Source organism: Rhizobium sp. PDO1-076, from assembly GCF_000247475.1.
Taxonomy (GTDB): Bacteria; Pseudomonadota; Alphaproteobacteria; order Rhizobiales; family Rhizobiaceae; genus Allorhizobium.
This window is the reverse complement of sequence record NZ_AHZC01000028.1, coordinates 1-13,621: the sequence shown is the minus strand read 5'-3', so window position 1 is coordinate 13,621 and position 13,621 is coordinate 1. Positions and strand designations below refer to the sequence as shown.

Genomic DNA, 13,621 nt, shown 5'->3' with positions numbered 1-13,621 from the left:
GATCTCCGACGCTGCTACGGCGCAGCGCTTATGACAAGATCAATGGTCGTGAAATCAATTGGCGATACAAACGGCTAGCTGCATCGGTGTGCTGCTGCAGTCCGAAGTCGGCGGCAAGGCCGCATCAGGTTCGGCACATATTTGAGTGCATCCATCGCTTTGGCGATAGTCTCGCATGCTGAAGCAACTACCGTATCCGGTTTGCGAAAAAAGAACGAGACGATGGAGGGTGATGTTTTCGCCATAGTAAGTTTTGCGGATGGCGTGAGTTGAACACGAGTGCATTGCGCCGGTTGCAGTGATCGCATATTGCTTCGTCACGGTAAGCCGATGCGGCTTTGTTGTGAGAGGGGCGAGGTTGGCAAAGAGTTTTGTAACGTCGATCGATGTTGCCCTCTAAGCGGGTGTGTCACGGTCCGCGGTGTCGCGTACCTTTACACCCGGCGCCAGCGTCTCCAATGAAGTGCGAGAAAAAGTCTTGACCTTGGCACTCAAGTTTGAGGGAGCATGCGCATGCTTTGTTTATGGCGCCCGGGCGGGGATCCACTGAAAAGGCTCAGCGCGCGCCAAAAAGACCGCGCGTGCGCTTCGACCCGAACGACAACGGGCAGCCTTTTACGGCTGCCCGTTCCGACGTTTGACTGTGCCGTTTACTTGCCGAGCGAGGCCTTGATCTCGGACACCTCCTCGGATGGCATTTCGCCGACTGTCGTCACCTCACCATCGGTAATCTTCCACAGGCGGAAGGGACCGGTGATGTCACCATACTGATCAAAGCTCACCGGTCCGATGACGCCTTCATATTTGATCGGCTTGCCTTCCTTAAGCAGAGCCAGCGCCTTTTCGAATTCCGCCTTGCCGGCATGGATTGGCGTGCCGCCAGGAGCCGTCACTTCGGAGATAGCCGCCTTGATGGCATCCTTTTCAGGCTTGCCCGCCTTGGCGATAGCAAGCGCCACGATGGCGCCGGCATCATAGGAACGGTCGGCTGCCGGTGCGGATGGGGCAATGCCGCCGGAGAATTGTTCGTAGTTGGCGTTGAAATACTCAGTCGAGGCCGTCGGCGTCGTGCCGGACGAGGTACCATAGGCGTCGTTGAGATACTGTGCGCCGACGCTTGCGATGAAATCCTTGGAGTTCATGCCATCGTTGAACAGGAATTTCTGCGCGCCGCCGCCGGAGATCCAGGCGCGGGCGATGGTGGCACCGTCGACCGGAGTTGATACGAGGTAGAGCGCATCCGGTTCGCCGGTCATGGCGACGGATGCTTCAGAAGAATAACTCGCCTGCTTTTCATTGTAGGGCGTGGTCGAGGTGATCGTGCCGCCGAGCTTGGTATAAGCGGCGGTAAACTCGTTCATCAGATTGTTGCCGAAGTCGTTGTTGACGTGAATGATGGCAATCTTCTTCATGCCCTGGTCGAGCGCGTATTTCGCCGCTGCGGTCCCCTGCAGCGCATCCGAGGTGATGGTGCGGAAGAACACGCCATTGGTCTTGCCATCGCGACCGAGTGCCGTCAGCGTCGGCGAAGACGAGGCTGGCGAAACCTGCACGACGCCGGCCGGCGCTGTGACGGAGGTGAGGATCGGGATCGATACCGACGAAATGATGCCGCCGATGATGACCGGCACCTTCTTGATGTTGACGAGCTGGGTCGCCTGATCGACGGCGACATTGCCCTGGCTCTGGCTGTCTCGCGTGTCCATAACGAGCTTGCAGCCGCCAACGCCGCCCGCATCGTTGAAGTCGCGGAATGCCATTTCGACGGACTTTGCGCCTGCCTTGCCATATTCTCCGGCAGGGCCGGTCAGTTCCATCACGACGCCGACGGTGATGTCGCAGTCCTGCGACAGTGCCGGCGCTGCGCTGAACGCGATGCCTGTGAGTATGGTGGAGGCGAGTATCAGTCGTTTCATGTTGTTCCCCTTGTTCATGTCATTCCCCTTTGTTGAGATTGTATTTCATGATGCTGCCGTGGCGCCCCGTGCGGTCGCGCTCGAGCGTATAGACGTCGCCCTTGAGTTCCCGCGCGCCGACCAGGGCGGCGTCGATCTCGGCAAGATCGGCATCCGACAGGGTGACGCTTGCGATGGCGAGATTGGATGAGAGATGGTCACGGTTGCGTGCGCCGACGATGACCGCAGATACTCCAGGCCGGCGCAGCATGGCGGCACTTGCGATCGTGGCAATATCGGTGGCATGTCGGTCGGCGATCTTGCGCAAGGCCTGCAACAGCGCCTGGAAGAGATCCCATCCGCCGAGATCGTCGATGATCAGCTTGTATTTGGTGAGCGAGCGGTTCTCCAACGGATGCTCGGGCTCGATCTTGCCGAGCCAGCGATCGGAGAGAAAGCCGCCAGCGACCGTGCCGTAGCAAAACAGCGCTATGTCATGGCGTTTTGCGAGAGCCACCATGCGCTTTTCCGGGCGTCGGTCGAGCAGGGAATATTGCAGTTGCAGCGAGGTGAAGGGGATCCCGGCATCGAGGATCGTATGCACATGATCGCTGTCGAAATTGGTGCCGCTGATCTTGTCGATCCGGCCGTCGTCCTGCAATTCCTTCAGCCAACCGAGCGTATCCAGCCATAAAGGCATCTTGTAGTCCCACCAGTGGAACTGCACGAGATCAAGACGCTCCAGGTTCAGGCGATTGCGCGATGTGTCGATCACGCTTTCCACATAGGCCTTGGTGATGGTTGGCAGAACGCCGAGATCGGGGACAAATTTGGTATGCACACGGATGCGATCCAGGGCAGCCTGTCCGTGCGTGTCGCGGTAGAGCCGTCGAAAGCGACCAATCAGGTCTTCGACGCCGGTATAGATATCGGCGCAGTCGAAGGTGGTGATACCGGCATCGGCAAAGGCCACCATGTCGTCGATCGCCATTTCATGATCGACCGCGCCGTGACCGCCAGCCAGTTGCCAGCCGCCGCGAATGACGCGGGAAATCTCATAGTCGGGGGCGATGGTAATGCGCTGCATGGTCACTGTTTTTCTTCGAGAGGGACGGCGGTGGTGTCGGTATGGCTGAAGCGGCGACGGCCGGTGCGCCGGATCCTCAGCTGGGTCGAACAATTGGGATCGGGGCAGGCGATATCGGTATCTGTCGTCATCCAGTCATGCGCATGGGTCGGGCGTTGCTTGGCAGCCAGCAGCGGCAGGACAGAGGCGAGCGAGTATATGGAAATACCCTGTCCCGCCGGCAGATGCAGCATTTCGCCCCGCAGTTCGAAATAATCGCCAGGCTTTGCGCCGCAATAGACGGGGCCGTTTTCCGGGATCACCACGTCGACCCGCAGGTCGAAAAGCTCGAATGTGTCGTCGGCATTGCTCATCGCGCTTTCCTCATGCTGCTTCGTCGCCGGTATCAAGACGCCCGCGCACCAGGTCGAACGAGCGCCCGATGTCGTTTGCCAGTGCTTCGACCGCCGCCTGTTCGTCGCGAGCCTCAAGCGCCGCCACGATCGTCCAGTGGTGATTGGTTGCAGCAAGTCCCCCCTGTTCGTCGTGGATATGCGCTGCCGCACGCACCACCGGACCGGACTGTAGCCAAAGGCTTTCCACCATGGGAATCAGCACCTGCGAACCTGCGGCCCGGTAGATCTGGAAATGAAAACGCTGGTTGATCTCCGATGTCACCGGCGCGATGTCCTGGCCGTGTCTCTCAAAGGCGGCCTCGCAATCCCGGTTGGTTTGTTTCAAGCCTTCGTGATCGTCTGGCGTCAACCGGTGGCAGGCGAGCGCCACCAGCCGGCCTTCGATCAGGATGCGCGCGCGCTCCAGATCGTCAAGGCGTTCGCGGGTAATCAGCGGCACACGAACCGAGCGGTTGGGGAGGGCTTCCAGTGCTTGTTCGGAGACAAGCCGGCCGAGAGCCTCGCGCACCGGCATCGTGCTTGTCTTCAATCTTTCCGCCAGATCGACAATGCGCAGCATGTCGCCGGCCGCAAAGCCGCCATTGATCAAGGTTCGGCGCAACTGGCCGTAGACACGGTCCTGCACCGTCTCGCGTTCGACCGGGGTAAGGTGGGGGGTGAGGAGTTCATCCCTCTGGCCGGCCGTTTCCGCAATTCCTGCCACCAATGCGCCTTTCAGGAAATATCGGTTGATTTTGGTGCTGCCGTAAAGTTTGATCAAACATCAACGACCAGATCAAGGCCTCTTTTTGCATATGACTGCCGAAACTCTCCCACGCCCCGTGCCGGCTTCGCGCGCTGCCGCGCCGCCGTCGATCGAGGCACGACGTCTTTCCAAGCGGTTCGATGGGCTGGCCGTCGTCTCGGACATGTCACTGGAGGTTGCTCAGGGTGAGATGGTCGGCCTGATTGGCCCGAACGGTGCCGGGAAGACGACCATGTTCAATCTGCTGGCCGGCAGCCTCAGGCCGAATACTGGCGAGATCTGGATCGGAGGCCGCGAAGTGTCCGGTGAGCCGCCGGAGCGACGCATTGCCCATGGGGTCGCCCGTACCTTCCAGATCCCGCGGCCGTTTGCCGAAATGAGCGTGCTTGAAAACCTGCTGGTCGGTGCGCAAAGGCAGCATGGCGAGAGGCTGTTTGCAAACTTTCTGGCGCCCGGACGCGTGCGACGCGAAGAAAAGGCATCGCTTGATAAGGCGCGTGAGCTTCTGGAGTTCGTCACGCTTTCGCCGCTTGCCCATCAGCCGGCACGCGTGCTTTCCGGCGGTCAGCGCAAGCTTCTGGAATTGGCGCGCGTGCTGATGGCCGATCCGCAGGTGATCCTGCTCGACGAACCGGCAGCCGGCGTGAACCCTGCTCTGCTGGAGGTGCTCATCGAGCGCATCGTGGTGCTGAACGGGCAGGGGAAGTCCATTCTGCTGATCGAGCACAACATGGAGATGCTCTCGCGGCTATGCACGCGCGTTGTCGCAATGGCGCTCGGCAAGCCGCTAGCGCAAGGCTCGCCGGCGGAGGTCGCGGCCGATCCTGCCGTGATCGAAGCCTATCTGGGAGGTGGCGTATGACGAGCCCAGTTCTGGCGACATTTTCGCTTTTCGCGGGCTATGAAGCCGATCTGCCCATCGTGCGCGGCGTGGATTTCGCCGTCCAAAAAGGTGAGCTTGTCATTCTTCTCGGGCCGAACGGTGCAGGCAAGTCAACCTTCGTCAAGGCAATCGCTGGCATGGTTCCGGTCCATTCGGGCACTATCCATCTGGGTAGCCGGGATATCACAAAAGTCGCGCCGCACCGCAAGCTGGCGGAGGGGCTGGCCTTTGTGCCGCAGACGGACAACGTCTTTGCCAGCATGAGCATTCTGGAAAACCTGCAGATCGCCGTGGCGCTCCTGCCCAAATCCGCACGTGCAGCCAAAATAGATGCACTGTTTTCCCGCTTTCCGGACCTGGCCGTTCGCCCGACGCGGCTGGCCGGAGCGCTTTCGGGTGGGCAGCGGCAGATGCTGGCGGTCGCCCGCGCGCTGGCGCTCGATCCGCCGGTCCTGATCCTGGATGAGCCTTCGGCCGGGTTATCGCCGAAGATTGTCGCCGACGTGTTTGCCATGCTCAAACGCATCAATGGCGATGGCGTGACGATCGTGCTGGTCGAACAAAATGTGAAGGCGGCGATGGCGATCGCCGATCGCGCCGTCATACTGGCCGAAGGGCGCATTCGCCACGAAGGCACACCCTCAGAACTTGCCGACGATCCGCTGATCGGCCAGATCTATCTCGGCACGGCGCGTCACACTTTTGGCGAGGTGGCCCGATGAACCCGCAATTTCTCATGGACGGGCTGATTGCCGGTGCCATCATCGGCCTTGGTGCCATCGGCGTGACACTCACCTATTCGATCCTGCGCTTTTCCAATTTCGCCCATGGCGAGTTTCTGACCTGGGGCGCCTATTTGGCGCTCGGCATCAGCAGTGCACTTGGCGTTCTGGGAGCGGGCTTCACCACGCCGCTCGGTCCCTTTTCTTTCGGCTGGTCGCTGCCGATTGCGGCAGTTTTGGCCATCGCCCTGACCGGACTTCTGGCGCTTGCCGTCGATGCCCTCCTGTTTTCCAGCTTCCGCCGACGCGGCAGCGCCATCATCATCATGGTCATGGCAAGCTTCGGCGCATCGCTTGCGCTGCGCAGCCTGCTCGAATTCCTGTTCACCTCGAAGCCGGCCTATTTCAGCCAGGCGCTGCAGATCGCCATGAAGCTGGGCGGCGGCCTGCGTGCCACGCCGGATCAACTGGCCATGCTGGTCGTGGCGCTGGTCTCGGTGATCGCGGTTCATCTGATCATGACCCGAACCGATATCGGCCGGGCCATGCGTGCCGTCAGCGAAAATCCGGGCCTTGCCGGCATCGCCGGTATCGATGTCCGCGGCGTCATCCGCACGGTCTGGTTTCTGGGAGCCGCCCTTGCCTGCATTGCCGGCATGATGAGTGGCCTGATCATCCAGATCCGTCCCTATCTTGGCCACGACCTGCTTTTGCCGTTGTTCGCCGCCGCCATTCTCGGCGGCATCGGCTCGGTTCCGGGTGCCATGATCGCCGGGCTTGTCATTGGTTTGTGTGAGGCGTTCACAGTGCAGATCATCGGGGCGGAATGGCGGTCGGCTGTGTCCTTCGCCATCCTCATTGCGGTCCTCGTCGTTCGTCCCCGCGGCCTGTTTGGAAAAGCTTCATGATGCTCGATCTCCTCGCTTACAGTGCCTTCTTTCTGACTATGGCGCTGACCTATGCGGTCATCTCCCTGGGCCTGAACGTGCAATGGGGTATGACGGGGCTGTTCAACGTCGGCATCGCCGCCTTTGTCGCTGTCGGCGCCTACACGTCGGCCATTCTGACTACACCGGAAACCGCGGACCGTTTCGGCGGCTTCGACATGCCGATCGCGGTTGGCTGGTTGGGGGCGGCGATTGTCTCCGCGGCGCTCTCCTGGGGCGTTGGCGCGCTCACCATCCGGCTCAGGGCCGATTACCTCGCGATCGCCACCTTCGGTGTCGCAGTCACTGTCCAGCTTTGCATGCTCAACCTGCAGCCACTGACCGGCGGCGCCTTCGGGATTGGTTTCATCCCGCGGCCTTTTGCCGACCTGCAGGCCGATGCTCTTTTGTTTAGCCTGGCCAATTGCGGCCTGATGGTGGTTGTCGTTTTGGCGCTCTATCTCGGCCTGCAGCATCTGTCGCGCAGTCCCTGGGGCCGCGTGTTGCGCGCCATCCGCGAGGACGAGACGGCAGCGCAGGCTCTCGGCAAGCAGTCCGTCCGTTTTCGTCTGGAGGCTTTCACCGTCGGTGGCGCGATAATGGGGCTTGCCGGCGCTGCCCAGGCGCATTTCATCGGCTTCATCGCGCCCGATAACTATATGCCGGTCCTCACTTTCCAGGTCTGGGCCATGCTGATCGTCGGCGGTTCCGGTAACAATCGAGGTGCCATTGCCGGCGCTGTTCTCGTCTGGGGGCTCTGGGCGGTAACGGCTGCTGCCGTCTCCGCCTTCGTACCGCCGGAAGACCAGGCTCGCGCAGCTGCCTTGCAGATCGTCGCCATCGGCGTCGGCCTCTGCCTCATGCTTCTGCTGCGTCCCCGCGGCCTGTTCGGCGAGGTGAGCCCGCTTGCACGCCTTCGCACCAGATCACCTGCATCTGCCAAGGAATGACCACCATGCATCCAGAACGTACAAGCCTTGCACCGGGACTTTCGATCAGCCGGCTCGTCTGTGGCCTCTGGCAGGTCGCCGACATCGAGAAAGATGGCGCGACGATAGACCCGGAGCAGGGTGCCGACGCGCTGCAGGCGTATACGAAGGCCGGTTTCGACACATTCGACATGGCCGACCATTATGGGTCTGCGGAAATCATCACCGGCCACCTGCTGAAGCGGTATCCAGCCGGATCCGGCCGGGCGGTCGCCTTCACCAAGTGGTGCCCCGAGCCGGGGCCTATGAGCCGCGACGAGGTACGGCGCGGCGTAGAAGAGCGGCTGACACGGCTCGGCGTCGACACGGTCGATCTGCTTCAGTTCCATTGGTGGACCTTCGAGCACCCGGCTTGGCTCGATGCCCTGCACGAGATGCAGGCGATGAAGGAGGAAGGGCTGATCGGCGCGCTTGGCCTGACCAATTTCGACGCAGCCCATCTCAATCTGGCGTTGGCCGACGGCATAGAGATCGCCAGCAACCAGGTGTCCTTCTCGCTGATCGATCGGCGCGCGGCGGGTGATTTGTCTGCTCTGTGCCTGAAGAAGGGCGTGAAGCTACTCGCCTATGGCACCTTGTGCGGCGGCTTTCTTTCCGAGAAATGGCTCGATCAGCCTGAGCCGGCGTCGATCCCCGATTGGAGCCGGTCGAAATACAAGCGTTTCATCGACGCGGCGGGCGGCTGGACAGTCTACCAGGGCATCCTGAATGCCGCATCCGAGATCGCCCGCAAGCATGGCGTTTCCGTCTCCAACGTTGCCAGTCGCTGGGTTTTGGACCATCCGGCGGTCGCCGCCACGATCATCGGCGCGCGGCTGGGCGAGAACCAGCATCGCGACGATAACCTCAAGGTCTTCACCTTCGCCCTGGACGAAGACGACCGCACACGGCTTGAGACCGCCTTTGCGGCCAGCACCCCCATTCCCGGCGATTGCGGCGACGAATATCGCAAGCCGCCCTTCTTGACCGCCTCGGGCGATCTCAGCCATCACCTGGAGGCAATCCCTTCCGTTTACAAGGCCGTGCCGGTGCCGGGTCGTAAGAACCGGCTGCGCGTCTCGTCCGGCAGTATCTGGGAGCCGCTGGCCGGCTACAGCCGGGCCGTCAGAACTGGCGATCGCATCCTGGTGTCGGGCACAACCGCGACCCATGGCGCTGACCGGTGCGTGGCACCTGGCGATGCCGGGGCGCAGGCCACTTACATTCTCGACAAGATCGCGGCGTCCATCACGGCACTGGGCGGGCGCATGGAGGATGTTGTGCGTACACGGGTTTACCTCAAGGACGCCTCACAATGGGAGCCGGTATCGCGAGCCCATGGCCGGTTCTTTTCGGAAATTCTGCCAGCAAATACATTGATCGAAGCCGGGGCTTTGATCGGCGACTACGAGGTGGAGATCGAAGCCGAAGCAATGCTGGATCCATAGTAAAATCCTGTGTTGCTTTGCTGATGGATTGAAATTCAGGTGTCTATACGGCTTTTCATTGATCAGAATCCACTAGCCGCAATCGCTGCGGCCGATGGACATGATGCTTCGGCTTGGCAGCGAGCTTGCAGTAGCCCATCAGTTCAGAACGACACCTGCTACAATTCGCGGAAGGCGCGTGAAATCTGGTCGGTCAGCGGCTTGAGTAAATAGGAGAGGGCGGACCGCGTCCCGGTCTGGACGAAGGCTTCTGCCGGCATGCCTGGGATCAACATAAGCCCGGTCAGCGAGTGTTCTTCATTTTTGTCCACCAGCAGCCGAACCAGATAGTAGGAAAGACCGGTTTTCTCGTCGGTCGAGAGATCTGCGGCCACCCGGCTGACATGGCCATTCAACTCCGGCGTCGTCCTCTGATCGAAAGCCGAAAGACGGATCATGACTTTCTGTCCCGGCTGAACCTGATCGATGTCCTTGGGCGAAATGCGTATTTCTAGAGGCAACGTATCGCTCTTCGGAACGATCAGCATGATGGGATCCGCCGGCGTGACCACACCACCGACCGTGTGAACCGCCAGTTGATGCACCACACCGGATTGCGGCGCGATGATATCGATCCGCTTGAGCTTGTCCTCGGACGAAATTTTGCGTTCGACATATTCGCCGATATTGCCTTGAACCTCGCGTAGTTCCCGGCCGACTTCGGTCTTCAGGTCCTGGTCGATCTGCATCATGGCCAGTTTCGTCTCGGTAATGCGACCGGCGATCTGCGCCTGGTAGGCGATCTTCTCGCCAAGCTCTCCACCAAATGTCGCAAGCTCCGTCTTCAGGCCATTGAGGCGTTGGTCCGAAACGGCGCCTTGCCTGCGCAGTTCGGCAAGCGAGGTGATTTCGCTCAGCAATACCTTGCTTCCCTCGCGATAGGCTGTTTCCTGCGCGCGCAGACCTTCAATCTCATGGCCATATTGCAGGATACGTTCGTTCAGCTGCGCCTTTTGTCCCGCGCGCGACGCCTTGCGGAACTCGAACAGGCGCCTTTCGCTGTCGACTGCGGCGATCGCGTCCGGCTGTCCCCGCTGTCGCTGATCAAGTAACGGCTCGGGGAAAAGGATGTCATCAAGATCATCGCGTTCGGCCTGAAGCCGAGCCTGCCGGGCCATAAGTTCATCCAGCCGCTTGCGGACCATGTCCAGATTGGCCCTTGCCTGCGTCGCGTCGAGGCGTATCACCACATCGCCGGCAGCGACAGTATCGCCCTCGCGCACCAGGATCTCCCCCACGACCCCGCCTTCCGGATGCTGGACTTTCTTCACATAGCTGTCGACGACAAAGTGGCCGCTGGCAACGACCGCGCCGGAGAGGTTGGTCAAGGCCGCCCAGGTTCCTGCGCCACCAACCAGCAGAATGCAGGCAACAAACCCCACGAACGAATGGTGGCGGATCGAGCGGCTGACGGCAGCGTCCATGTCATGGAGCAACATCGATATCCTCCTGGCTGGCCGCTGGAGAGCCGCCGTTTTGTCGATCGCCACCGGGCGAGGCAATCACCCGCAGTGGCGAAATCCCGTAAGGACCCGACTGATAAGGGCGCACGGTTTCCTGCCGCGGTGGCTTCGTTTGCAGAACCTCTGTGAGCACCTTTTCACGCGGTCCGAATGCCTTCTGCCGTCCGGCTTCGAGCATCAGAACGAAATCAACGGCGGCGATGGCGCTGGGTCGGTGGGCGATGACGACGGCAATGCCCTTGCGTGCGCGAACCGAGGTGATTGCCTTCACGACGGCTACTTCTCCGTCAGCGTCCAGATTGGCATTGGGCTCGTCGAGGACGACCAGGAAGGGCTCGCGGTAGAGTGCGCGGGCGAGGCCGATCCGCTGGCGTTGTCCGGCAGACAGCGCCGATCCGCCTTCGCCGATCCGGGTGTCATAGCCGTGCTCCATCCGCAGGATCATGTCATGTGCGCCGGCGGTCTGCGCTGCGGCTACGACGGCCTGCGTATCCGGCTCTTCCTCGAGCCGGGCAATGTTCTCCGCGATGGTCCCGTCGAAAAGCTCGACGCCCTGCGGCAGGTAGCCGATATGCGTGCCGAGTTCGTCCCGGTTCCACTGGTCTAGGCTTGCGCCATCGAGCCGAACCTTACCGGCGGCAGGCGGCCAGGCGCCGACGAGAGCACGCGACAGGGTCGATTTGCCGGAACCGGAAGGGCCGATGATCCCAAGTGCATCTCCGGCTTGTATCTTGAAAGTGATCCCCGCCACCGCGGGGCTCTTCTCACCAGGCGGTGCGATGACCAACGCTTCCACTTTGAGATCAATCTTTGGTCGGGGCAAAGACATGACGGGTGTTTCAAATGGAACCCGTGCCAGCAATTCCTTGAGACGTGCCCAGCTTTGTCTTGCCATAAGATACGGTTTCCACGCGGCGATCGCCTGATCAACCGGTGCGAGTGCCCTTCCCATCATGATCGAGCTTGCAATCATCACGCCACCGGTCGCCTCCTGGTTGATTACCAGCCAGGCACCGACGCCGAGCAGCGTTGATTGCAGCATCATTCGCAGTGCGCGCGACAGGTTGCCGAGGCCGCTCAGGACGTCGCCGGAGTGTCGGTTGGCGCGGAGATAGTCGGCATTGGCTTTTTGCCAGCGTGCGGCCGTGCGCGGGCCGAGTCCCATGGCATGGACGACTTCAGCGTTCCGGCGAGTGGCCTCCAGAAGTCCGTTGCGCGCCATGTTGGCGGCGGTCGCCTCGCGGATCGGAGGGCCGGACAGGAGATTGGTCAGGATCGTCAGGCATATCAGCATGACTGCGCCAGCCAGAGCCGTGACCCCGATCCAGAAATGGAAAAGAAAGCTGATACCGAGATAAAGCGGCATCCAGGGCAAGTCGAAAAAGGCCGTGGGGCCATTGCCAGAGAGGAAGCCGCGCACATTGTCGAGATCGCGCAGAGGCTGCAGCCCGTCGCCGGGCATCCGCGTGAGGAGCGGTAGACGGACCACCGCATGGTAGACGCGCGGTGACAGACGGTGGTCGAACTTTTCACCTATACGCAGCAGTACCCGTGCCCGGATGATGTCGAGCAGGGCCTGAAAGGCATAGAGGCCGGCGGCCAGGACGGCGAGACCGACAAGCGTGGGAATGCTGCCGCTCGAAAGGACCCGGTCATAGACCTGCAGCATGAACAGCGGCGAGGTCAGCGCCAGCATATTGGTGACGCCGCTGAGCAGCGCAATGGCCGCCAGAGGCCCGTTGATTTTCAAGGCATTGCCCGCCGGGGCGTGTTCCGTGCGATTTGCCGTTTGCATGCGGTCGATGCGCTCCTGGTTTGCAACGAGGTGGTCGCGCGCAGAAGCGCTGCGCGCGACCTTTGTCACCCTTAGGCGAACAGGAAGTCGGAGGCGTCGAGGACGCTGGACGAAACACCATTCAGTGTGATGGTGTCACTGGTATACTGATTTCCGATAACGGCGTTGCCGTTAAGGTTTGAGAAGGTCAGTTCGCTGAAATCGGAAAGGTACCATCCCGAAACGTCCAACGTGTCTACACCGTCCTGATAGCCATAAGTGCCGGCCGGACCTGCCTTGACGATGTCGTTGCCGGAGCTGAACACGAAAGTGTCGGCGCCGCCGAACCCAACCAGGGTATCGGAAGCAGCGGTATCGCGAACTTCGGTGCCAACGGCCGCCAGATAGTCATAGAGGCTGTCGAGCGAGCTGTTGACGGTCAGATCGTAGATCGCCCAATCGAAGACATCCTGGCTGGCACTCGGGAAAGTGCTGTCCGGCGTGATCACTAGATCTGCCGAGACGCTGAAGCCGGTCGATGCAGACTGGCTGAAGCCTGTGCCGAGCGTGATGCTGTCGACGGTGCCGGTCAGGTTGCCGCGGGAATACTGGAATTCGCCTTCCATGTAGATGCCGTTGCCGCCTGTGGAGCCATTGCCCCATTGTTCGTAGACGGTCGTTGCGAGCGGATTGGTGACCAGGCCGTTACCCTCGTCCCAAAATGCGCCATAGGTCGAGCTGTAACCGCTCGTCCAACCGTTGAGGTAGCCTTCCATATTGGCGGAGGCGGAGCTAAGTTGGATGACTGCAGCCATGGGGTTTCTCCTTGAGTGGCTGTTGACATTGGCCCGGACGATCGTCCGGACATTGTATCCCCGGGGCAGGCCATCATCCTGGCCCGGGGAATCTCTGGTCTGCGCTGCGGCAAAGCTGCGCTTCTCGGGAAGTGCTAGAATTTCATCTTAAGTGTTGCGATGAAGGTGCGGCCTGGAGCGGTATAGTCGCCGGCTGCCGGGAGGTAATTCCGATCGGTGACGTTGTTGACGGCAAATCGCAACGTCGCCGCATCGGTCACGTTGAATGAGCCGTAGAGATCCACCGTGGTGTAACGGTCTGAGGCTTCGGTCAGGTCACCGTCGGAATCATATGTCCTGCCCTGATTGGGGCTGACGTGATTGACGCGTGCGCCGAGCGAGAGCCGTTCATCGAGAAAGCGCATGCCGCCGTCCAGGGTCAGCTTCATCTTCGGCGGAACGTTGCCGGACGTCGCAAAGAT

At 61.0% G+C, this 13,621-nt stretch carries 13 protein-coding genes; 5 read left to right on the top strand and 8 right to left on the bottom strand.

Translation table 11 applies throughout. The features are described 5' to 3' along the window. Positions 1 to 650: 650 nt before the first annotated feature. The 4 genes from PDO_RS02635 to PDO_RS02620 are packed head-to-tail and all read right to left on the bottom strand — an operon-like array spanning position 651 to position 4,080. Positions 651 to 1,916: an ABC transporter substrate-binding protein gene (locus PDO_RS02635; RefSeq protein ID WP_037072425.1), complete on the bottom strand. Its 1,266-nt coding sequence runs from the start codon at positions 1,914 to 1,916 to the stop codon at positions 651 to 653. Between the two features lie 19 nt (positions 1,917 to 1,935). Beyond that, on the bottom strand, positions 1,936 to 2,982 hold the full coding sequence (locus tag PDO_RS02630; protein ID WP_007597402.1) for an aldo/keto reductase: 1,047 nt from the start codon (positions 2,980 to 2,982) through the stop codon (positions 1,936 to 1,938). Between the two features lie 2 nt (positions 2,983 to 2,984). Further along, positions 2,985 to 3,335 (bottom strand): TIGR04076 family protein, encoded by a 351-nt coding sequence (locus tag PDO_RS02625; RefSeq protein WP_007597401.1) that lies wholly within the window; start codon positions 3,333 to 3,335, stop codon positions 2,985 to 2,987. A gap of 10 nt (positions 3,336 to 3,345) precedes the next feature. After that, positions 3,346 to 4,080: a GntR family transcriptional regulator gene (locus tag PDO_RS02620; protein ID WP_007597400.1), complete on the bottom strand. Its 735-nt coding sequence runs from the start codon at positions 4,078 to 4,080 to the stop codon at positions 3,346 to 3,348. A 91-nt stretch (positions 4,081 to 4,171) separates the two neighbouring features. Here PDO_RS02620 and PDO_RS02615 point away from each other — a divergent pair, with 91 nt between their 5' ends. Genes PDO_RS02615 through PDO_RS02595 form a run of 5 tightly spaced genes read left to right on the top strand, consistent with a single transcriptional unit; the run spans position 4,172 to position 9,069 of the window. Continuing rightward, positions 4,172 to 4,984: an ABC transporter ATP-binding protein gene (locus PDO_RS02615; protein ID WP_007597399.1), complete on the top strand. Its 813-nt coding sequence runs from the start codon at positions 4,172 to 4,174 to the stop codon at positions 4,982 to 4,984. After that, positions 4,981 to 5,727, top strand: a complete 747-nt coding sequence (locus tag PDO_RS02610) for an ABC transporter ATP-binding protein (protein ID WP_007597398.1) — start codon at positions 4,981 to 4,983, stop codon at positions 5,725 to 5,727. The genes PDO_RS02615 and PDO_RS02610 overlap by 4 nt, the downstream gene beginning before the upstream one ends. Continuing rightward, positions 5,724 to 6,635, top strand: coding sequence for a branched-chain amino acid ABC transporter permease (locus PDO_RS02605; RefSeq protein ID WP_007597397.1), 912 nt, complete (start codon positions 5,724 to 5,726; stop codon positions 6,633 to 6,635). Before PDO_RS02610 ends, PDO_RS02605 begins: the two co-directional genes overlap by 4 nt. Further along, complete coding sequence (locus PDO_RS02600; protein WP_007597395.1) at positions 6,632 to 7,603, top strand: branched-chain amino acid ABC transporter permease; 972 nt, start codon at positions 6,632 to 6,634, stop codon at positions 7,601 to 7,603. Before PDO_RS02605 ends, PDO_RS02600 begins: the two co-directional genes overlap by 4 nt. A 5-nt stretch (positions 7,604 to 7,608) precedes the next feature. Continuing rightward, positions 7,609 to 9,069: an aldo/keto reductase gene (locus PDO_RS02595; RefSeq protein WP_007597393.1), complete on the top strand. Its 1,461-nt coding sequence runs from the start codon at positions 7,609 to 7,611 to the stop codon at positions 9,067 to 9,069. A 158-nt stretch (positions 9,070 to 9,227) separates the two neighbouring features. Here PDO_RS02595 and PDO_RS02590 read toward each other — a convergent pair whose 3' ends face one another. The 4 genes from PDO_RS02590 to PDO_RS02575 form a co-directional block, all read right to left on the bottom strand. After that, complete coding sequence (locus tag PDO_RS02590; RefSeq protein WP_007597390.1) at positions 9,228 to 10,547, bottom strand: HlyD family type I secretion periplasmic adaptor subunit; 1,320 nt, start codon at positions 10,545 to 10,547, stop codon at positions 9,228 to 9,230. Then, on the bottom strand, positions 10,534 to 12,267 hold the full coding sequence (locus tag PDO_RS02585) for a type I secretion system permease/ATPase (RefSeq protein ID WP_244426327.1): 1,734 nt from the start codon (positions 12,265 to 12,267) through the stop codon (positions 10,534 to 10,536). The genes PDO_RS02590 and PDO_RS02585 overlap by 14 nt, the downstream gene beginning before the upstream one ends. A 170-nt stretch (positions 12,268 to 12,437) precedes the next feature. Next, entirely contained in the window at positions 12,438 to 13,160 is a 723-nt protein-coding gene (locus PDO_RS02580) for a calcium-binding protein (RefSeq protein ID WP_007597387.1), read from the bottom strand. Between the two features lie 134 nt (positions 13,161 to 13,294). Continuing rightward, positions 13,295 to 13,621, bottom strand: a 327-nt coding sequence (locus PDO_RS02575; RefSeq protein ID WP_007597386.1) for a TonB-dependent receptor domain-containing protein, incomplete at its 5' end; no start/stop codon positions are given.